Here is an 18,932-nt window from a genome sequence, read left to right as displayed (position 1 = left end):
ACCAGGGTGTCGGCGCTGGTCCAGCGCCCGTACTGCTCAGCGGGCATGACTGGGTCCTTCGCAGAAGTGCCGGTCAGGCAGCCGTGCCGAAGCCCTCGGCGCGCAGGTTCTGGTCGCGGAGCTGGGTGAAGTCGACGTCGAGTTTCGGGTCGTACGCCTCGGGCTGGATGCGGAGTTCGTGGGTGGAGTACTCGCCGAACCGCCTGATGTGCTGGGTCAGGTACGGCGAGATGCGGGCCAGGTCCTCCGGGTCGATCTCCCAGCCCTCCTACAGGAGCTGACGGACGATCTCCGCGATGTCCAGGGCGTTGTGGAAGATGACCGCGTTCGTGACCAGGGCGTTGAATTTCATCGCCTTCTCCTGCTCGATGGGGTCGTGGTCGGCGAGGACGCCCTGGTTGCCGAAACCGACCCACTGGGAGAACCGGTTGAACGACTCGACCTTGTTCGTCGCCGCGGTCACCCGCCGGCGAAGCGCTGGATCGGAGAGGTAGCGCAGCAGTTGCACCGTTCGGATCACGCGGCCGACCTCGCGGAACGCGGTGTAGGTGGAGTTCTTGTGCGAGCCCGACCGCAGCCGCTTCAGCAGGGTCGAGGAGGAGATGGCGCCCTCGCGCACGGACACGGCGACCCGCATCAGGTGCCGGAACTGGGACTCGATCAGATCCCAGTCGATGACGTTCTTGCCCGCCTCCCCGAACAGGGAGTCGATGTGGACGTACTCGCTCTGCTTGGACGAGCGGTAGAAGGTCAGGCCCTTCCAGTTCCTGATCCTGGGCATCAGATCGAAGCCCAGCAGGTGCGCCAGGGCGAAAACGGGCACGCTCTGGCCTTGGGTATCGGCGTGCACGGTGGCCGGCTTGACCTCGGAAGTGTTCTTGAGAAGGCCCTCGATGATGTAGACGGCCTCCCACACCCCGCACGGGATGAAGTGCGTGAACAGCGCGATGTAGGTGTCGGAGATGTGGTGGTAGGCGATCCCGCCCGCCTTGCCGTACCGCACCGAGGTCTCGGCGAGCAGGTTGTTGAGGTAGGTGTCCATATGGGTGCCGTCCGCCGCCACGGCGGTGCCGTCGCCCCACGCCTGGGAGATGTCGAGGCGGGCGTGCGCGTTGACCAGGTCAGAGACGGCCTCGTTCAGCAGCGCGATGGAAAAGTGCCGGTTCGCCACGTACGACAGCTCATGCCCGGACACCCCGGGGATGTGCTTCGCCGCCTCGTACGGGCCCATGTTGGTGCCCTTGACGAACGGCGCTACCCGTTCGCCGGCGGTGGCGCTGAGGCGGTCCCGCAGGTCCTCCCGGTGGGTGAAGGGCGCCGGCTCGCAGTGCCCCGCAGAGCAGGAGGGAGGGCTTTCCGGGGCGGGCGGGGTGGGCGTGTTCGGCTCATGCCGGGCCGGAGCGCGGTCGGTGCCGCGATACTGCCGTGGCGCCCCCGGTCGCGGCCCGCGCCGTGCGTCTTCGAGTCGACGCCCCCTGTCGGCTCGCCGGCCTGTCCCGGGGGTCCAGTGGGCCGGATCCGGGCGCTTGGCGGCGGCCCGGCCGCGCCCGGCGCGCGTATCCGAACGGGCCTGCCGTGCCGCCGGAGATCGCCGAGCGCGCGAGGGGCTCTGTCCGGCGTGGCGGCCCGGCCGGGGCGACCGGCGAAGGGCGGCCTGCCTCCGGGTCGACCTGGTCCTTGGTCGCAGTCGGGTCTTGGCTCAGCGCTGCTTGCGGGCCGCCATGTCTTCGGCCGCGTCGAACAGCAGGCGTGCGTGTAGTTCGAACATGGCCACCAGGTCGAGGGCGTCCCCGAGGATCTCGCGCTGCACGAAGAGGCCGTCCGCGCCCGCGACCGCGTAGGTGGCGAGTGCCTGCACCTCGTCCGCGTCCAGGCCGGGCTTGAGCTCCTCGATCACCTCGATGACCTTGGCCCGTGCGGTTTCACGGACCTGGAGGAAGACGGTCCGGCCGCGCGGCTCGGCCGGACGGCGCTCCAGGGCGAGCATCAGGCCGAGGCGGAGGAAGTCGGGTGCCTCGACAAGGGACTTGGCGATGCCCGCCGCCATGGCGGTCACCCGCTCGCGCGGGCTCCCGGCCTCCTCGCCGGGCAGCTGGACGGCGAGGAGCCAGGCTTCGAAGCTGCGCTCGATGACCGCCGCGATCAGGTCGTCCTTGTCCTTGAAATGCCAGTAGATCGAGCTGGCGGGCAGCCCGCACTTGGAGCTGACTGCCGCGATGGACGTGCCCTCGTAGCCGCGCTCGCCGGCGATCTCCACGGTGGCGTCAAGGATGCGCTGGCGCGACTCCACGCCGTTCGCCCGCTTTCTGCGGGGCTCCTGGTGCCTGGTCATCGCGTCCGCCTTTCCTGCCTGCCCTGCGCCGGCCCCTTGACCGTACCGCGCCACCTTCTTACTGTAGCATTCATTCCAATTAGAATGATCGCTACAGCAAGCCTGTGTGTGCTCATGCGGGCTGCGGGACGACAGTGAGGTGGCCGAGTGAGCCGGATCAGCGACGACGCGGGGCAGGACACGAACCCGTGCGCCTACGACGTGGCGATCATCGGGTACGGGCCGACGGGAGAGACCGCGGCCAATCTGCTGGGTGCCCTGGGTCGGAAGGTCGTCGTGGTGGAGCGCGACGCCGAGGTCTACTCCCGCGCACGGGCCATCTCCACCGACGAAGAAGTGCTGCGGATCTGGCAGCGCGCGGGCCTTGCGGAACGGCTGAAGCAGGACATGCTGACAGAGGGTCGGCCCGTGGACTTCGTCGACGCCCGCAACCGGGCGTTCCTCACCGCCCAGCCGCCCCGGCGCGGGCACGGCCACCCACCGCAGTCGTTCATCTATCAGCCGGCCCTCGAGCAGGTCCTGCGCGAAGGCGTCGACCGCTATCCCGATGTCGACGTGCTGTTGCGGCACGAGTGCCTGCGAGTGCGCCAGGACGACGGCGGCGTGGAGCTGACCGTGGCGGGCGTCGACGACGATTCGGTGCGCCGGCTGCGCGCCGCGTATGTGATCGCGGCCGACGGCGGATCCAGCCTCACCCGCGCCCAGTTGAACATCGGGTATGAAGGCCGGACGTACGAGGACCGTTGGGTCGTCATCGACACCAAGATGCTCAAGCCCTGGCCGGGACACGATCGGCTGCGCTTCCGGTGCGACCCGGCCCGCCCCGCGGTCGACTGCCCGACCCCGCTCGGCCACCACCGCTGGGAGTTCCCGGTCCTGCCCGGCGACGACGAGAAGCACCTCACCACCGATGACGCCGTGTACGACCTGGTCGCCCGCTACGGGATCGGCCGCGACCAGGTGGACGTCCTGCGGGCCACCGTCTACAGCCACCACGTCCGCTTCGCCTCCCGCTTCCGGGTCGGCCGCGTCTTCCTCTCCGGTGACGCCGCGCACGCGATGCCGCCCTGGATCGGCCAAGGCATGGCCGCCGGCGTGCGGGACGTGGCCAACCTGTGCTGGAAGCTGGACGCCGTACTCCGCGGCGAACTGCCCCACAGCGTCCTCGACAGTTACGAGGCCGAACGCAAACCGCACGTCAAGGAAGTGACCAGACGGGCGGTCTTCGTCGGCCGCATGATCACCGAACGCCGGGCGGCCATCGCCCGGTCCCGCGACCACGCGGTGCGCGCGCTGAACCGCATACCGGGCCTGGGTGACCGGCTGCAGGACTCCAAATGGATCCCCGTCGCCCGCTACGACGCCGGCCTCCAGGCCCGCCCGCGCACCAAGGCCACCGGCTGCCAAGTCCCCCAGCCGTGGGTCACCGGGCCGGACGGCACCCGCACACGTCTGGACGACGCACTCGCCGGCCGGTGGCTGCTGCTGCACGCCCGCACGGCCACGCCGCAACCCGCCTGGGACCGCCTCAACGTGCCCTCCCTGACTGTCACCCCGGCCGGTAGCCGCCCGGCCGGGGGCACCCTCGTCGACACCGACGGCGTCCTGCTCGCCTGGATGCGCGAGCACCGCGCGGCCACGCTCGCGCTGCGCCCCGACGCCTACGTCTACGCGGCCGCCACGACCGGCCCGCTCGCACCGCCGCCCCAGGGCTTCACCCCCCGCGCCACTGCCCGCCCGTCCGCCCCCACCACCCCGTGAGGACACCGACACCATGACGACCACCACCGGCCTGCCCGAGATGCAGGAGACGACGTACGACATCGGCGGCAGGAAGATCTTCGCCGCCGAGACCGGGGAAGGCCCGCCCGTGCTCCTGCTGCACGGCGGCGGTCCCGGCGCCTCCGGCGTCTCCAACTACCAGCGCAACATCGGCGCGTTGGCCCGCAACCACCGGGTCATCGTGCCCGACCTGCCCGGCTACGGACGCAGCACCAAGGGGATCGACCGCGCAGACCCCTTCGGTCATCTCGCCGATGGCATTCGCGGCCTGCTCGACCAACTCGGCCTCGAAAAGGCGCACTTGGTGGGCAACTCCTACGGCGGGTCGGCCGCGCTCCGCCTGGCCCTGGACACGCCCGACCGGGTCGAGCGCATGCTCCTCATGGGCCCCGGCGGCATCGGCACCACCCGGTCCCTGCCCACCCCCGGCCTGAACAGCCTGCTGAACTACTACGGCGGAGATGGGCCGTCCCGGCTCAAGCTGGAGAAGTTCATCCGCCACTACCTCGTCTTCAACGCCGCCGAGGTGCCGGACGCCGCCATCGACGAACGGTACGAGGCGAGCATCGACCCGGAAGTGGTGGCATCTCCGCCGCTGCGCCGCCCCTCCGGACCGAACGCGCTGCGCACACTGATCAAGATGGACTTCACCCGGGACCGCCGCCTGGCCCGGCTGCCCGTGCCCACCCTCGTGCTGTGGGGTGCTCAGGACAAGGTCAACCGGCCGTCCGGCGGCCGCATGCTCGCCGAGCGCATGCCCGACTGCGACCTCTACGTGGTGGCCAACACAGGCCACTGGGTCCAGTTCGAACGCGCCGAACTGTTCAACCGGGTGTGCGCCGACTTCCTGGCAGGCCGCCGATGAATCCCCAGACCACCGCGCCTTCCGTCTTCGGCGCTGTCCACCTCGGCTACTTCGTCATCGAGACCAACCGCTTCGCCGACTGGCGCCGCTTCGGCACCGACGCCATCGGCATGCACCACGACGACCTCTCCAGCGACCTGATGCGCTTCCGTCTCGACGACCAGGAGTGCCGCTTCCTGCTGCGCAAGGGCCCTGCCGAGGACGTGGTCGCCCTCGGCTGGCACATCGACGACCACGCCTCGTTCGAGCAGATCGAGGCCCGCATACGCGCCCACGGCGTTCCCGTGACCCGCGGCTCGCAGGAGGAGGCTGCCCTGCGCGGTGTCGAACGCCTGCTGCGATTCCCCGGCCCCAAGGGCATCACGCAGGAGATCTACACGACTCCCGTCCAGGCGGACCAGCCGCTGCGGATGCTCGCCTCGGGGTTCGTCACCGGTGACTCCGGCATGGGCCACGTCGCCCTGACCTCGACCAAACCGGCCCAGATCCGCGGCTACTTCAACACCGTCTTCGACGCCCGGCTGACCGACTACATCGACGAGACCGTCAGCGGCGCCAAGCTCAAGATCCGCTTCCTGCGGGTCAACGAACGCCACCACTCCATCGCGGTGGCCGCCGTCCGCGGCCTGCCCATCGACCCGATCCGCACCCGCGTGCAGCACCTCAACATCCAGGCCGCCACCCTCGACGACGTCGCCCAGAGCTACCAGCGCGTGCACGAACTCGGCTTCCACATGGCCCTGTCCGTCGGACAGCACACCAACGACAAGGAACTGTCCTACTACGCGCGCACTCCCTCGGGCTTCGAATGGGAGGTGGGCTGGAACCCGATCGTCATCGACGAAGGCACCTGGGAGCCCACCACGCACCAGGGCATCAGCATCTGGGGTCACCTCCCGGTCGGCCAGACCATCGTCGACAAGCTCGACCAGTTCCGTGCCGGTGCCCGTTCCCTGGCCCGCACCGAGGACACGGTCGCCGCACTGAGCGGCAACGCCATACCCGAAGCCTGACATCACGTTGGTCCGGCGGGCCACGACCGCTGCGCGGTTGCGGCCCGCCGGACCAACTGCCGTACCCGGATCGGCGCTACCCCTGACGGGCCCCGATCCGCGCGGCCAGCGCCGGGAACTGGGCCAGCGCGTTGCCTCTCTCGACGGCCAACCGCTCACGGGCATCGAACGTCTCGTCCAGCTGGGGCGCGGGATCACCGGCCCCGGGAAACAGCGCACTGGTGAACGGCCAGTCCGTGGCGAACAGAATGTGCTCGGAGCCGGCCAGCTCCTGCACGGACTTCATCGCCTGGGGTGCGGGCGACAGGGCCGTGTCGTAGAAGAGGCCGCGGAAGTGCGGGCTGCTGTCGGCGGCGCCGGAGGCCCCGAACTGCTGGGCGATCGCGGGCGTCAGGGTCAGCAAGCTGGTGCGGTACGAGATGTAGGGCAGCGTGCCGCCCGCGTGGGCGGCGAGCCAGCGGATGCGCGGATGCCGCGTGTACACACCCTTGTAGAGCATGTTGACCAGCGCCCTGGTGGTGTCGAACGTGAACTCGTAGAGGAACGGCGGGAGTCCGAGGTCGGGATAGGCCTGCGGGGTCACCGGGTGGATGAACACCATGACTCCCAGCTCGTTGAGCGTGCGCAGCAGCGGCTCGAAGACAGGATCGCCGAGATAGGTTCCGCCGTAGCTGCTGAACAGTCCCACACCGTCCAGCCGCAGTTCGCGCACCGCACGCTTCGCTTCCGCCGTCGCGTCGCTCACGTCCTTGGCGGTCACCGTGTGGCCCAGCGGCAGGACGGCGAATCCGCCGAAGCGCCCCTTGCGGTAGGCGGAACCGTGCACGAGGTCGCGGCTCATGTACGTGTTCAGGCGCCGGGCCATGTCCAGCCGGTCCGCGGGGGAGTCCAGATAGGTGACACCGGGCTCGGAGACGGACACCACCTGCGTCTCGATGCCGTAGCGGTTCATGAAGTCGACCGCGAGGGCCGGGCTCCAGGCCGGCACTGGCACCCCGCCGATCTCGGTGATGCCGTGCGCGGTGAGCGACTTCCGGTAGAAGTCCGGGATCAGGTGACAGTGCACGTCGATGCGGTCCCGGCCCCGCGCCGGGCTCGCCTTCGCCGGGCCGGCCCCGGGCACCGCGGCCGCCGGCGCCCCTTCGAGCGCCGTGGCGGTGACCGCTAGCGGCAGTACGGCTTTGAGGACCCCCCTTCGCCTCATGCCTTGAGCGTCTTGGGTTCCGGAACCGGTCATTGCGCACACCTCGCAGAAAGAAGCGGGACGGAGACGTGAAACGGCAACGGGGCCGCGCCGGTATCCCGCAGCCGCGCCGAACCGACGGGGCTGCATCCCGGCGGGCACACCCGTTCATGGAGCGACCACTACAGAGTCCTGTAGTGGTCGCTACGGTAAAAGCCGCGAGTACCTAGGTCAATGAGTCGGACACGCCAAGATTCAAACCGCAGGGCCTGTCCGGGGCGGATCCTGATGTCGTGGGTTGGTGTTGTTGGGTGTTGTTGGGTGTTGGGGTGGTGTGGCTGGGTGGTGGGGTTGCGGGGTTGGGGTCGGGCTGTCCTGGTGGTGTGCAGGTTGATTGAGTTCGGGGCCAGGGCACGGGCGGTCCCGGGTGTGGTTGGTTCGGTGTTGATCGTCATGGGCGGCCTGCCCGAGGCGCTTGTGGCCTGGGGGTTTCGCTCTCTCGCTGACGTTTCGCAGATTTCGCGCTTCATATGGGTGGTTCGGGCTGTCTCGGGGCTCGTTCCTCATGCCTCGGGTGGGGCCGGGGGCCGGTGCGCTGCCCGCCCTCACCCAGATGCGAGCCGTGGGCTTGGCTGTCAGGTGCTTTGTGTGCCTGTGGCGCCGACGCCCGGCAGCTCTGCCCCGTGTCTGTGACGCTTCGTGACCGTTAGGGCATTTCGGTCACGGTCGGTCCAGGATCAGCGGGGGAGGAGAGACGGTATGACGGTGGAGTTCAGGGGCGGCCGTGGCACGGAAGTCCTCGCGTGGCTGCGGGAGTTCAGCGATCTCGGGTACTGCCTGACGCTGACCCGGGAGCGGAGCGCCGAGCAGGTGATGCGGGCGTACGGCATCGATCCTGCGTCGGCCCGACGGCTGCCCCTGGACGACCTCAAGCAGGTCGACCCAACCGGCGAACTCCGGGGCACGGTCGTCCGGTTCGGACAGAGTGAGGGCCTGGGCTTCTCCGTCGAGTACATCGGCACCACGGGCGGGTCCGACCCGGTGCTCGGGCGGCTCTCCGCCGGGACCGAGACCGTCACGCTCACCGCTACCGCCGACGGCATGGTGTGGTTCGGCCACGCCTGCGACGGCGTGGAGCTCAGCACCTTCGAACCGCACGCGCCCGATCACACGCGGAACGGCCCGGGGCCGCACCAGGACTTCGCGGAGCCGATGCAGCAACTCGCGGACTGGTACGAGGAGTACGAGCCGGACCGGACCAAGGAGAACCTGCTGGGGCTGATCCACGAACGGCTCGGCGGCCTGCCGTCGCCGGATGTGCTGGACGGCCCGCTGCTTACCGCCTTCCTGCCGGAGGACTAGTAGGGCTTCGTTAGGTTGGGTGATCTACCAAGAGGCCCTGCCTTCATGCCCGGAGTACCGGGCACTTAGGGGACCTCCATGCTGAAGGAACGGCGGGCCGCGCGGGATGCCGGGGCGAGCGTGGTCAGCCCGCTTCAGGCCAAGGGCCGGGCGGACCATGGGCAGTACGACGCTCGCCCAGGTGCGCAGCACGTTCGCCCCGTCGATCTTGGCGGCCTCCTCGACTTCGACCGGGATCTGCTCGAACGCCTGCTTCATCAGAAGATGCCCATGGCGTCGGCGAGCAGCGGCAGGATCATGCCCGAGTAGGCGTCGTATACGGTCAGTTCACGCAGCAGCAGGAAGTCTTCCTCGTCAGCCAACGGCACCTCATCCGCGGCCAGATGGGCGGCTCTGGCAAGTAAGCCCCTCTGAGACCCGCGGCACCCGGTGGGAGGGGGGCGGAACATTCCGGACGACCCGGTATGTTCCGCCCCCGGCAACCCGCGCCGCAGGTCTGCGGCGTCGTACTCTGCTCCGCCGGCAGGTCAGAAGGTGCCCGCCTCGACGGCGGCCGTGCGCTCTTCCTGCTTGGCGAAGTCCTTGGGGTAGGTCTTGTAGAAGACGAACCAGTACACCGCGTTCAGCAGGTAGGGCACGGTCACCAGGTAGAGCATCACCTTGGTCAGGCCGAGCGCCTCGCCGAGGAAGCCCATCGCCAGCGTCATCAGTGCGGACAGCCCGCCCTGGATCAGTGAGAACAGCACGGCGAAGGCCGTGGAGGAGAGCTGCTTGGGCGCGACGGTGGAGACCATCGGCAGCACGCAGGCGGAGAAGCCGATCAGCGCGATCAGGCCGAAGAGGAACATCACGACGTAGACGGCGACGCCCTTGCCCCAGTCGATCTGCATTGCCACGACGGACATCGCGGCGGTCGCGACCAGGTAGATCTGCATGAGCATGACGCGGCCCTTGGGGCCGAAGCGCTTGAAGAACCAGTCGCCGAGGAACCCGCCGAGGAGCGAGGAAATCGCCATGCCACCGGTGAACACGGAGAACAGCAGCGCGGCGGAGGGGACCTCCCAGCCGCGCTCGTCCACCATGAAGGTGACGAAGAACGTGAACAGCACGAGGCTGGTGACGAGCGGGAGCATGCCCGCGAGCAGTGCGATCGTGGGGATCTTGAACAGCTTGACGGCGTCGGAGATGCGGAACCGGCCCACATCCGGGTCGTCGGATATGGCGGTGCGGCGCTCCGGCTCCTTGACGAAGAGCAGAATGAGGAAGCCGGACAGCACGCTCAGGCCGCCCATGGCGAACATGCCGTACCGCCACCCGTCGGGGTCCTTGGCGAAGAGGGCGATGGCGGGGCCGAGGCCCATGCCGATGAGCGCGCCGAGGCCGCGGACGGTGCCGAAGGCACGGCCACGCTGCTTGTCGTCAAAGAGGTCGCCGAGGAGGCCATTGATGATGGGCTCCGAGGCGACGGTGCCGACGACGCCGATTCCGTAGAGGATCAGCAGCATCGTGTAGCTCTGCGCGAGACCGGCCGACGCTGTCCACAGCCCCCAGAGTCCGGTGACGATGAACAGCACCTTTTTGCGGCCGAACCGGTCGGCGGCCATGGCCCATGCCGGGCCGGCGATCATGCGGGCGAAGCGGGAGATGCTCGCCATGACGCCCAGGGCGCCGAGGCTCAGCCCGAAGGCGTCGCGGATCAGCGGGAAGAAGGTGTTGATCAGGCTGTTCTCGGAGTTGTCGACCGCGCCCGCCACTGCGAGCGACCCGACTGCCTTGCCACGGCCTTTGGCCGGCGCGGGGCTGCCGGCGTCGGGTGCCACGGTGGCGTTGCCGGTGCTCGTCGCGCCGGAGGCGGAATCGCCTGGGTGGTGCACGCTCATTGGGTTTTCCTTTCGCCGCTCTTCGTTGTGCGGCCGCCGGTGGGGGACGCAGGAAAACATGCCGGCGGGTGCTGCTGCCCCATCAGTCCAGCCTGGGGTGCAACCAATGTGTGCCTGGGGTGCAACCAATGTGTGACAGGCGTCATGCTGCGTGGCAAGCGGTTGCCAGTAGTTGCCGCCGACAGGACTTTCGCCCACGGCCGTCGCGATGTTCCCGGCAACACACTTGTTGTTCGCACTTGTTGCCAGTGCGGCAGGGCGTTGCCGGCGCCGCCCGCGAGGGGCGACGCCGGGGCGTTGGCGGGGAACGTCAGCCGGCGGTGGTCGCCGCCGCACGCTCGGGGAACTTGCCTTCGGAGCGGATGCGCTTGTTGAGCTCGGTCAGGTAGAGGTCCTCCTCGAAGTCGAGCGGAACCTCCTCGCCGAGCCAGCTGGACAGGTGGATCGCGTTGGCCAGCCGCACGCCGTTGATGCCGTCGCTGCCCGGCGCCAGCAGCGGGGTGCCGTCCAGGATGTTCGCCGCGAAGTTCTCCAGCACGCCCGAGTGCTGCGTGCCCCAGGCAGAGTCGAACTCGATGACCTCCTGCGTGTAGTACGCGGTCGGGTCCATCTCGCCCATGAAGAGCTTGCGCACGTCGTCCATGCCCATGGCGTCCGAGAGCTCACGCTCGTCCTTCACCAGGCGGGTGACGGTGGCGGACTTGGAGCCGTCGACGACGATCTTGCCCTGGTCGCCCAATATCTCCAGCCGGTCCGTCCCCACGAGGTCGTGGACGGCGGTGACGAAGGTGCCGGTGGCGCCATCGCCGAAGTCGACCACGGCAGTGACCTCGTCCTCCACGGCGATGTCCCGGCGGAAGCCGTACGCCACCTTGGAGTAGACCGACTTCGGGGTGCCGCAGATCCACTGCCACAGGTCGAGCTGGTGCGGGGCCTGGTTCACCAGGACGCCGCCACCCTCGCCGCCCCAGGTGGCCCGCCACGCGGACTGCTCGTAGTAGCCCTGCGGGCGCCACCAGGTGGTGATGATCCAATTCGTCCGGCGGATCCTGCCGATCTCGCCGGCGTCCACGATCTGCTTGATCCGCTGGTAGAGCGGGTTGTTGCGCTGGTTGAACATGATCCCGAACGTCAGCTCGGGGTGCCGGCCGGCGAACTCGTTGAGCTCCCTGACCTGTTTGGTGTAGACCCCGGCCGGCTTCTCCACCAGCGCATGAATGCCTGCCTTCAGGGCGGCGATCCCTATCTCCGGGTGCAGGTAGTGCGGCACCGTCGTCACGACGGCGTCCACGTCGCCGCCGGCCAGCAGGGACTGATAGTCCTCGTGCACCGGCGCGTTGAATTCCTTGGCGGCGGCATCCCGCTTCTCGGGGTGGATATCGACGATGCCGCCGATCTCCATGTTGGGGACCATGCCGTTCTTGATGAACTTGGCGTACATGGATCCCTGGGTCCCGAACCCGATGATCCCGAGCCTGACCTTCCTGGACATGGGAGGTTCTCCTTCGTATAGCGGGCGCACCCGGGAACAGGCCCGTCGTGCGGCACAGTTGCGGTTCACTCTGCGGGTCCACACCGAGGGCAGCCACGAGTTGCCACATGTTTCCGCATGGCGCCGCTCTCCAGGCGTGGCAATAAACGGCAACACGTGGGCCGGCCCGCGGACTTCGTCCATGGTGGCTGAGCGACCCTTTGACCAGGCTCAGTTAGGAGCACCCCAGCATGTGGACACTCTCGGGATTCTCTGACGAGATCTCCGCCGACCTCGAGGAGCAGGCAGCCCTCCTCAAGAAGCTCGGCATGTCCTACCTCGAGTTCCGTAGCGCCTGGGGCACCAATGTGCTCGACCTGGACGCCGACCAGCTCTCCCGGGCGAAGAAGATCCTCGACGCCCACGGCCTGAAGGTCTCGAGCATCGGGTCCCCGATCGGGAAGATCGTCGTCGACGAGGACTTCGAGGCTCACCTCGACCGAGCCCGCCACGCCGTCGATGTCGCCCACCACTTCGGCGCCCCGTACATCCGGATCTTCTCCTTCTTCATCCGCCCCGGCGACAACCCGGACGACCACCGCGACGAGGTGCTGCGCCGCATGCGCGCCCTGGCCGACGTAGCAGAAGAGGCTGATGTGATCCTCCTGCACGAGAACGAAAAAGAGATCTACGGCGACATCCCGCGCCGCTGCGTCGACATCCTGGAGTCCGTGGGGTCGCCGAACCTGCGCGCCGCGTGGGACGCCGCCAACTTCGTCCAGGTAGGCGTGCGGCCCTTCACCGAGGGCTACGCCGGCCTCCGGCCCCACCTCGAGTACGTCCAAATCAAGGACGCCCACCTTGCCGACGGCGAAGTCGTCGCCGCCGGCCGTGGTGACGGCGAGCTCGTGGAGACCGTCCGCGCGCTGCGCGAGGACGGCTTCGACGGCTTCTTCTCCCTCGAGCCACACCTGTCCCAGGCGCACAGCCTCGGCGGCTTCTCCGGCCCCGACCTGTTCACCGAGGCGTGGCAGGCATTCACCGACATCCTGAAGTCCGAGGGCATCGAGTACCGGTGAGCCTCACGACGACATCCCGAACCACCCGGCCGCGGCGGGCCGTTGACGACGACTTGAACGTCGACATCGAGCCGGCCGGCGTCCATCTCCGTGTACGAGGCACACCCGCTCGCCTACGCCTGGGCCGCCCGTCACCTCGCCGCCTCATCGGGTAAGGAAGCACATTGACCACAGCAGCAGTCATCGGATGCGGAGACGTCTCGACCATCCACCTCGAGGCCATCGAGGCGGTGGAGGAGATCGAGCTGGTCGCCGTGTGCGACACCGACCCCGAAGCCCTCGCGGCCGCCGTCGAGCGGTACGGCGTCCCTGGTTTCGCCGACCACTGCGCCCTCCTCGCGGAGATGCGCCCCGACGTCGCCCACGTCTGCACCCCGCACCACCAGCACGTGCCCGTGGCGCTGGACCTCCTCGACGCCGGCGTGCACGTGCTCATCGAGAAGCCACTCGCGCACACCCACGAGGAGGCCGAGCGGCTCGTCGAGGCGGCCGAGCGCAGCGACACCCGCATCGGCGTGTGCTTCCAGAACCGGTACAACGCCACCTCGCAGGCCGCCCGCGAGCTGCTCGACTCCGGCGAGGTGGGCGCCGTGCTCGGCGCCACCGCCACGGTGATGTGGGCCCGCACCGCGGACTACTACCGCGCCAAACCGTGGCGCGGGCGGTGGGAGACCGCCGGCGGTGGGCTGCTCATCAACCAGGCCATCCACACCCTCGACCTGGTGCAGTGGCTCGTCGGCGACGTCGTCGACGTCAACGGCCGCGCCTCCACACGCCTTTACGGCGACGTCATCGAAGTCGAAGACACCGCCGAACTGCTCCTGACCCACGACGGCGGAGCCCGCAGCGTCGTCTTCGGCTCGCTCACCAACGTGGTCCACGCTCCCGTCACGATCGACATCACCGCCGAGCGGGGGACCCTCTCGATCCGCGGCGACCTCACCATCACGCACGCCGACGGCCGCGTGGAGACGGTGAAGGAGCGCCGGGCGCCGTCGAACGGGCGCACCTACTGGGGCGTCTCCCACGAGGCACTCATCCGGGACTTCTACGCACGGCTGGGCGAGGACGAGCCGTTCTGGATCAGTCCGCGCGAGGCCACGAAGTCCCTCCGCATCCTCAAGGACGTCTACGCCCAGAGCGACCTCGGCGAGGACCGGCTGACCGCCGTCGGCTGACACCGCACGACCAGCCCTCCGGCCCTCTCGGCGGCCGGCCGAAACGCCCCAGGACGAAGGAGTAGCCATGCCCAAGATCGGCGTCCAGATGATGATGCTGAAGAACAAGGTCGAGGAGACGGGGCCGTACGAGGTGCTCCGGCGCCTTCAGAAGTCCGGCTTCTCCGCCGTCGAGGTCTCACAGATCGCCATGACCCCGGAGAACGTGGCGGAGATGCGCCGGGCCAAGGACGAACTCGGCACCGACTTCGGCGCCTTGTCCGCCGGCCTGGGCGGCGGGCCGAACGACTCCCTCCTGGAGGACTTCGGCAAGATCGTCAAAGACACCAAGACACTGGGCTCCTCCCGGCTGCGCATCGGCATGATGCCGTTCTCCGCGATGGCCTCGCACGAGGCGCTGCTGGACTTCTGCCGCCAGGCAGAGGAGGCCTCCGCCCGCCTCGCCGACGAGGACATCACGCTCTATTACCACAACCACCACGTCGAGTTCGCGAAGCGCGGGGGCAGCACCCTGCTCGACATCATCCGCGCCGAGGCGCCCACGATGCGCCTGGAGATCGACGTGCACTGGGTGCAGCGTGGCGGCAAGGACCCCGTCCGCACGTTGGAGAAGTACGCGGGCCTGGTGGACCTCGTGCACCTCAAGGACTACCGTATCGGCGAAATGGACCCGGCCGCGTTCGAGGCGCTGCAGAACGGGGACCTTGCCGCGTTCATGCAGGCGTTCACCGGGGTGGTGGAGTTCGGCGAGGTCGGCGAGGGCAACCTCGAGTGGACCGAGATCCTCGACCAGTCGCTGGTCTCCGGCGCCGAGTACCTGCTCATCGAGCAGGACCAGCAGTACGGCCGCGACCCGTACGACTGCCTGAAGACCTCCCGCGACAACCTCGTGGCACTGGGGTACGAGCACCTGTTCTGACCGGCCCGGCCGCTGAGGCCAGCCCCTCGAGCCCGCGAAACCGATAGGCGACCGGGAGTAGGTCTGGCGCGGTGTGCGAGCCTCCGGTCAGGGGCGGCGGCCCGCAAGGACGCAGAACTCGTTCCCCTCCGGGTCGGCGAGCCACGTCCCGAGCGGAAACCCTGCAGGCGACCAGCCCTCGGGGGTGACGTAGTCGTACGACACCCGCAACTGCTCCGCGCCGGTCTCTTTCACATACCGGGCGCAGGCCTCGATCCCACGCCGCCAGTACTCGCCCTCGGGCTCCAGCACCCGCAACCGTACAAACCGCGCCAGCTGAACAGGATCCCGCGGCGAGGAAAACTTCAGCAGCTCCCGCGCCCCCGCACTGACCCGGCCGCCCATCTCGTCGCCGCCCAGGCCATCGGCGTCAGCCCCGAATGCGTCCTCACTCTCGACGGCCGCCCCGTCCTCGACGCCATCGCCTGCCCAACTGCCGCTGCGGGGGCGGGAGTCGGCGAGGGCCTCGATCGTGTCGGAGTCGTGTGCCCGCAAGGCTTCCAGGCAGCCGACCGAGACGGAAAGTGCAGGGTCGAACTCGGCTCCTGCGGACGCCCCTACGGAACTCCCTGCCAGCACGAACACGCCTGCATCCGCTGCCCGATGCCGAGCATCAACCCGAAGATGCTGCCCCGCCTGGACGAACTGGAGGAGGACCTCCTCGCCCGCCGCGAACGCGCCGTCGCCGAGGACTGGCGAGGAGAGATCGACGGCCTCGACCTCACCCTCACCTTCCTGCGAAGCAAGCGAGAACAGGCCCGCCGCTTCGAGCGAACCGGACCTGTCTCGCTCGGGCTTCCCACAGTCCCTCATCAGAATCCCCAGCTCACAGAAGGGTGATCAGGAGAGCGGAGACGAGAAGCGCGGTCTGATGCAGGGCTTGATCGGTCAAATGCATACCGTTCATCCCCGCGGCCTTCAGCTCCGCGAAGCCCTTCGATCCGATGTGCTCCAACAGCCAGCGGACCGGCCACCGGCGATCGAAGAACGCGTGCGTCACCCCCGAGACGACGAGACCCGCCGCCATCCGGAACCGGTCAGCGAAGTCGGGGGAGCCCGGTCGCCCACCTGGTCAGACAGCGTTGGCATAGCAGCGGCCGCCCAAATAGGCATCCCTGCAGGACCGTTGACCTCGGTGTGGACCCCATGTATACCTGCTCCATGCACGGTGGATCCACACCGTTTGTGCACTTGCACTCAACGCCGGCCCCGACGCGTGGAGATGTCATGGCACCAATCAGCAGACGACACCTGCTCGCCGCGAGCGCGGGCGCACTGGGCAGTACGGCACTGGCTGGATGCGGAAGCCCTGTGACCCTGCCGGAGTCGATGGAGGCCGTCCGAACCGGCCCGAGCGGGCAGCCGAGCCGGGGCGGGATTCTGCACTTCGGCCTGTCGACGGACCCGGCCAACCTCGACCCGCACGTTTCCACCGGCTCTGCTTCCGACTTCCTGCGCCAACTCACCTACAACGGCCTGCTCCAGTACGACGGGGACGGAGCCATCGTGGGCGATCTCGCCGCCGAGTTCGGCTGGGCGGACACCACGACGTACAAGGTCAAGCTGCGGACGGGCGTGCGGTTCCACGACGGCTCACGGCTGACCGCCGACGACGTGGTGTTCTCGTTCCGCCGGATGATGGACGAGAAGACCGCCGCCAGCTCGGGCCCGCTCCTCGACCTGGTTGAAGAGGTGAGGGCCACCGACGCGACCACAGTGGTCTTCCGGCTCAAGCACCCCGACTCGACGATCCCCTTCGTCCTCGCCGGGCCCACCGCGAACGTGGTCTCCCGGCGGTGGATCGAGTCCGGCGCCGATCCCAAGATCCAGGTCATGGGCACGGGACCGTTCCGGTTCGTCGAGCGGGTGCCCGGGGTGAGCACCACCTTCGCTCGCTTCGACGACTACTTCGACCCTGAACTCCCGTACCTCAACGGCATCGTGTTTCAGCCGATGAGCGACGACTACGCCCGCGTGACGGCGCTGCGTACCGCCACCGTGGACATGATCGACTACGTGCCCGCGACGCATGTGGGCGTCATCAGCGAGAATCCGCGGCTGCGGTTCGCCTCGGACCGGACCTTCGGATTCGGCTTCGTCGGATTCGTGACCAGCCAGCCGCCGTTCGACGACGTCCGTGTCCGCAAGGCCGTCGCCCTGTCCATCAACCGTCCTTCCGTGCTGGAGACGGCCCTGCTCGGGCAGGGGGAGTCGATCGACGGAGCGCTGATGCCGGACGCCTTCGCGGGGTACTCCCGGAAGCTGGACAACGTATTGTCGTACGACCCGGAGCAGGCCAGGTTCCTGCTCAAGCGGGCCGGTCAGGAGGGCCTGCGGCTGCCGGTCGTCACCACCAGCACCTACTCGGTGATCGCCCGTCCGGCGCAGGCGATGCTGCCGGGCATGCGCGCGGCGGGACTCGACGTACAGCTCACCCAGCAGGAGTGGCTGACCTTCCGGGCCAGCGTCACCGCCAAGACGTTCCCCGTGCATTCCTGGGGCACGGCACCGAAGTTCGGCGACCCTTCCTCGCTCGGCGACTTCCTCGCCAGCAGTGGAACCTTCGCCGTCAACACCGACTTCAAGGATGAGCGGACGGACCGCCTCCTCGCGGAGGGCCGCCGCACCCGCGACCGTTCTCTGCGTGACGAGATCTACCGCGATGTGGAGCAACGGGCCCTGGAACTCCTGCCGTTGACCTGGACCGTCCGCCGCCGGCAGGGCGAGGCGCACCACGACTACGTCAAGGGCTACCAGCACCCGCCGAAGGGTTCCTGGACCGGGGTGGCCCTCCGCCGCACCTGGATGGAGAAGACCATATGAGGGCGCGCATACGCCGGGCCGCCGCGGGTACGGCGGCCGCCGGGGACATTGGGGAGGCGCCGTGAAACGCTTCCTCGTCACCCGCTTCGCGCAGGCGGCGCTGCAGCTCTTCGCCGTCGGCAGCATCGTGTTCTTCCTCGTACGGCTCATCCCGGGCGACCCGGCACGGGCCGCGCTCGGCGAGGCGGCTACCGACGAACAGGTCGCCCAGACGCGCGAGGCGATGCACCTCAACGAGCCGTTCCTGCAGCAGTACTTGGGCTTCTGGGGACGCCTGTTCCAGGGCGACCTCGGCACCTCGCTGCTCAGCAGCCGGCCAGTGATGCAGGACCTGCCGTCCCGTCTTGGCAACTCCCTCGAACTGGTCCTGGTATCCCTGACGATCGCCCTCGTGCTCGGCATACTGCTCGGCCGGATCGCCGCCACCCGGGCCGACCGTCCCGCCGACCACTTCCTGGTCGGCGGATCGATCTTCGGAATCTCGCTGCCCGTGTTCGTGGTCGGAACGCTGCTCCTGATGGTCTTCGCGTTCCTCGTCCCCATACTGCCGCCGCAACGCTTCACCACACCGTGGGAAGACCCCGTCGCCCACCTGCAGATCCTCATCCTTCCGGTGGTCACCCTCACCGCCGCCTCATGCGCCGTGATCATGCGGATGACACGGTCGGCGATGCTGGAGACGCTCACCGCCGACTACGTACGCACCGCCCGTTCCAAGGGACTTGCCGAGCGGCGGGTGATCAAGGACCACGCGCTGCGTACCGCGCTGCTGCCGGTGGCCTCCGCGGCCACCGTCGAGCTGACCACCCTGATCGGCAGCACCGTCCTGGTGGAGACGATCTTCGGCTGGCCCGGGGTGAGCTCGCTGCTGATGAGCGCGGTCGGGCAGCGGGACTACCCCGTCATCCAGGCGGTCGTCCTCGCTGTCGCCACCGTCGTCATCCTCGTCAACCTCATCGGTGACCTGGTTGTACGAGTTCTCGACCCCCGGGTGGAGGAGGCCTGA

The 18,932-nt window shown here is 68.7% G+C and carries 18 protein-coding genes; 10 read left to right on the top strand and 8 right to left on the bottom strand.

The window, feature by feature from the left end:
- Positions 1 to 268: 268 nt before the first annotated feature.
- Together RCO28_RS23360 and RCO28_RS23355 are read right to left on the bottom strand one after the other, a co-directional pair.
- A complete protein-coding gene (locus tag RCO28_RS23360) occupies positions 269 to 1,294 on the bottom strand; it encodes a transposase (protein ID WP_308943204.1) in 1,026 nt (341 codons plus the stop codon).
- Between the two features lie 405 nt (positions 1,295 to 1,699).
- Positions 1,700 to 2,332: a TetR/AcrR family transcriptional regulator gene (locus RCO28_RS23355; protein WP_308943158.1), complete on the bottom strand. Its 633-nt coding sequence runs from the start codon at positions 2,330 to 2,332 to the stop codon at positions 1,700 to 1,702.
- 147 nt (positions 2,333 to 2,479) lie between these two features.
- Here RCO28_RS23355 and RCO28_RS23350 point away from each other — a divergent pair, with 147 nt between their 5' ends.
- The 3 genes from RCO28_RS23350 to RCO28_RS23340 are packed head-to-tail and all read left to right on the top strand — an operon-like array spanning position 2,480 to position 5,992.
- Positions 2,480 to 4,093, top strand: coding sequence for a bifunctional 3-(3-hydroxy-phenyl)propionate/3-hydroxycinnamic acid hydroxylase (locus RCO28_RS23350; protein ID WP_308943157.1), 1,614 nt, complete (start codon positions 2,480 to 2,482; stop codon positions 4,091 to 4,093).
- Positions 4,094 to 4,106: 13 nt separating this feature from the next.
- Positions 4,107 to 4,979, top strand: coding sequence for an alpha/beta fold hydrolase (locus RCO28_RS23345; protein ID WP_308943156.1), 873 nt, complete (start codon positions 4,107 to 4,109; stop codon positions 4,977 to 4,979).
- Complete coding sequence (locus tag RCO28_RS23340; protein ID WP_308943155.1) at positions 4,976 to 5,992, top strand: VOC family protein; 1,017 nt, start codon at positions 4,976 to 4,978, stop codon at positions 5,990 to 5,992. Before RCO28_RS23345 ends, RCO28_RS23340 begins: the two co-directional genes overlap by 4 nt.
- Before the next feature lie 76 nt (positions 5,993 to 6,068).
- Here the strand turns inward: RCO28_RS23340 and RCO28_RS23335 are convergent, their stop codons facing one another.
- Positions 6,069 to 7,196: an amidohydrolase family protein gene (locus RCO28_RS23335; RefSeq protein WP_308943154.1), complete on the bottom strand. Its 1,128-nt coding sequence runs from the start codon at positions 7,194 to 7,196 to the stop codon at positions 6,069 to 6,071.
- Positions 7,197 to 7,934: 738 nt separating this feature from the next.
- Here RCO28_RS23335 and RCO28_RS23330 point away from each other — a divergent pair.
- Positions 7,935 to 8,537 (top strand): DUF6461 domain-containing protein, encoded by a 603-nt coding sequence (locus RCO28_RS23330; protein ID WP_308943153.1) that lies wholly within the window; start codon positions 7,935 to 7,937, stop codon positions 8,535 to 8,537.
- Between the two features lie 24 nt (positions 8,538 to 8,561).
- On the opposite strand, the gene RCO28_RS23325 is transcribed toward RCO28_RS23330, so the two are convergent.
- From RCO28_RS23325 to RCO28_RS23315, 3 genes are all read right to left on the bottom strand, one after another.
- Positions 8,562 to 8,795 (bottom strand): hypothetical protein, encoded by a 234-nt coding sequence (locus RCO28_RS23325; RefSeq protein WP_308943152.1) that lies wholly within the window; start codon positions 8,793 to 8,795, stop codon positions 8,562 to 8,564.
- 269 nt (positions 8,796 to 9,064) lie between these two features.
- A complete protein-coding gene (locus RCO28_RS23320) occupies positions 9,065 to 10,417 on the bottom strand; it encodes an MFS transporter (protein ID WP_308943151.1) in 1,353 nt (450 codons plus the stop codon).
- A gap of 310 nt (positions 10,418 to 10,727) precedes the next feature.
- On the bottom strand, positions 10,728 to 11,909 hold the full coding sequence (locus RCO28_RS23315; protein ID WP_308943150.1) for a Gfo/Idh/MocA family oxidoreductase: 1,182 nt from the start codon (positions 11,907 to 11,909) through the stop codon (positions 10,728 to 10,730).
- A 230-nt stretch (positions 11,910 to 12,139) separates the two neighbouring features.
- Here RCO28_RS23315 and RCO28_RS23310 point away from each other — a divergent pair, with 230 nt between their 5' ends.
- The 3 genes from RCO28_RS23310 to RCO28_RS23300 all read left to right on the top strand — a co-directional run bounded on the left by RCO28_RS23310 (position 12,140) and on the right by RCO28_RS23300 (position 15,064).
- Complete coding sequence (locus RCO28_RS23310) at positions 12,140 to 12,967, top strand: sugar phosphate isomerase/epimerase family protein (RefSeq protein WP_308943149.1); 828 nt, start codon at positions 12,140 to 12,142, stop codon at positions 12,965 to 12,967.
- A 164-nt stretch (positions 12,968 to 13,131) separates the two neighbouring features.
- Positions 13,132 to 14,145: a Gfo/Idh/MocA family oxidoreductase gene (locus RCO28_RS23305; protein WP_308943148.1), complete on the top strand. Its 1,014-nt coding sequence runs from the start codon at positions 13,132 to 13,134 to the stop codon at positions 14,143 to 14,145.
- Between the two features lie 67 nt (positions 14,146 to 14,212).
- On the top strand, positions 14,213 to 15,064 hold the full coding sequence (locus RCO28_RS23300; protein WP_308943147.1) for a TIM barrel protein: 852 nt from the start codon (positions 14,213 to 14,215) through the stop codon (positions 15,062 to 15,064).
- 87 nt (positions 15,065 to 15,151) lie between these two features.
- Here the strand turns inward: RCO28_RS23300 and RCO28_RS23295 are convergent, their stop codons facing one another.
- Entirely contained in the window at positions 15,152 to 15,598 is a 447-nt protein-coding gene (locus RCO28_RS23295; RefSeq protein WP_308943146.1) for a helicase associated domain-containing protein, read from the bottom strand.
- Between the two features lie 108 nt (positions 15,599 to 15,706).
- Here RCO28_RS23295 and RCO28_RS23290 point away from each other — a divergent pair, with 108 nt between their 5' ends.
- Positions 15,707 to 15,943 carry a recombinase gene (locus RCO28_RS23290; protein ID WP_308943145.1) on the top strand — a complete coding sequence of 79 codons (237 nt, stop codon included), beginning with the start codon at positions 15,707 to 15,709 and terminating at the stop codon, positions 15,941 to 15,943.
- Here RCO28_RS23290 and RCO28_RS23285 read toward each other — a convergent pair.
- Entirely contained in the window at positions 15,930 to 16,130 is a 201-nt protein-coding gene (locus tag RCO28_RS23285; protein ID WP_308943144.1) for a hypothetical protein, read from the bottom strand. The genes RCO28_RS23290 and RCO28_RS23285 overlap by 14 nt on opposite strands.
- A 200-nt stretch (positions 16,131 to 16,330) precedes the next feature.
- Between RCO28_RS23285 and RCO28_RS23280 the strand changes: the two genes are divergently transcribed.
- The gene (locus RCO28_RS23280) at positions 16,331 to 17,926 is read left to right on the top strand and encodes an ABC transporter substrate-binding protein (RefSeq protein ID WP_308943143.1); all 1,596 of its coding nucleotides are present in this window, start codon (positions 16,331 to 16,333) and stop codon (positions 17,924 to 17,926) included.
- A 61-nt stretch (positions 17,927 to 17,987) separates the two neighbouring features.
- A complete protein-coding gene (locus RCO28_RS23275) occupies positions 17,988 to 18,932 on the top strand; it encodes an ABC transporter permease (protein ID WP_308943142.1) in 945 nt (314 codons plus the stop codon).

This window comes from Streptomyces sp. LHD-70, assembly GCF_031157275.1.
Lineage (GTDB): Bacteria > Actinomycetota > Actinomycetes > Streptomycetales > Streptomycetaceae > Streptomyces.
Note: the sequence above shows the minus strand (reverse complement) of the source record. Positions and strands in the feature narration are given on the sequence as shown.

What these genes read in the sequence shown, in the direction of transcription:
- RCO28_RS23335 (WP_308943154.1), bottom strand. Translation starts at nt 7,196, where the DNA reads ATGAGGCGAAGGGGGGTCCTCAAAGCCGTACTGCCGCTAGCGGTCACC.
- RCO28_RS23330 (WP_308943153.1), top strand. Translation starts at nt 7,935, where the DNA reads ATGACGGTGGAGTTCAGGGGCGGCCGTGGCACGGAAGTCCTCGCGTGG.
- RCO28_RS23320 (WP_308943151.1), bottom strand. Translation starts at nt 10,417, where the DNA reads ATGAGCGTGCACCACCCAGGCGATTCCGCCTCCGGCGCGACGAGCACC.
- RCO28_RS23355 (WP_308943158.1), bottom strand. Translation starts at nt 2,332, where the DNA reads ATGACCAGGCACCAGGAGCCCCGCAGAAAGCGGGCGAACGGCGTGGAG.
- RCO28_RS23340 (WP_308943155.1), top strand. Translation starts at nt 4,976, where the DNA reads ATGAATCCCCAGACCACCGCGCCTTCCGTCTTCGGCGCTGTCCACCTC.
- RCO28_RS23345 (WP_308943156.1), top strand. Translation starts at nt 4,107, where the DNA reads ATGACGACCACCACCGGCCTGCCCGAGATGCAGGAGACGACGTACGAC.
- RCO28_RS23290 (WP_308943145.1), top strand. Translation starts at nt 15,707, where the DNA reads ATGCCGAGCATCAACCCGAAGATGCTGCCCCGCCTGGACGAACTGGAG.
- RCO28_RS23310 (WP_308943149.1), top strand. Translation starts at nt 12,140, where the DNA reads ATGTGGACACTCTCGGGATTCTCTGACGAGATCTCCGCCGACCTCGAG.
- RCO28_RS23315 (WP_308943150.1), bottom strand. Translation starts at nt 11,909, where the DNA reads ATGTCCAGGAAGGTCAGGCTCGGGATCATCGGGTTCGGGACCCAGGGA.
- RCO28_RS23300 (WP_308943147.1), top strand. Translation starts at nt 14,213, where the DNA reads ATGCCCAAGATCGGCGTCCAGATGATGATGCTGAAGAACAAGGTCGAG.
- RCO28_RS23280 (WP_308943143.1), top strand. Translation starts at nt 16,331, where the DNA reads ATGGCACCAATCAGCAGACGACACCTGCTCGCCGCGAGCGCGGGCGCA.
- RCO28_RS23285 (WP_308943144.1), bottom strand. Translation starts at nt 16,130, where the DNA reads ATGGCGGCGGGTCTCGTCGTCTCGGGGGTGACGCACGCGTTCTTCGAT.
- RCO28_RS23325 (WP_308943152.1), bottom strand. Translation starts at nt 8,795, where the DNA reads ATGAAGCAGGCGTTCGAGCAGATCCCGGTCGAAGTCGAGGAGGCCGCC.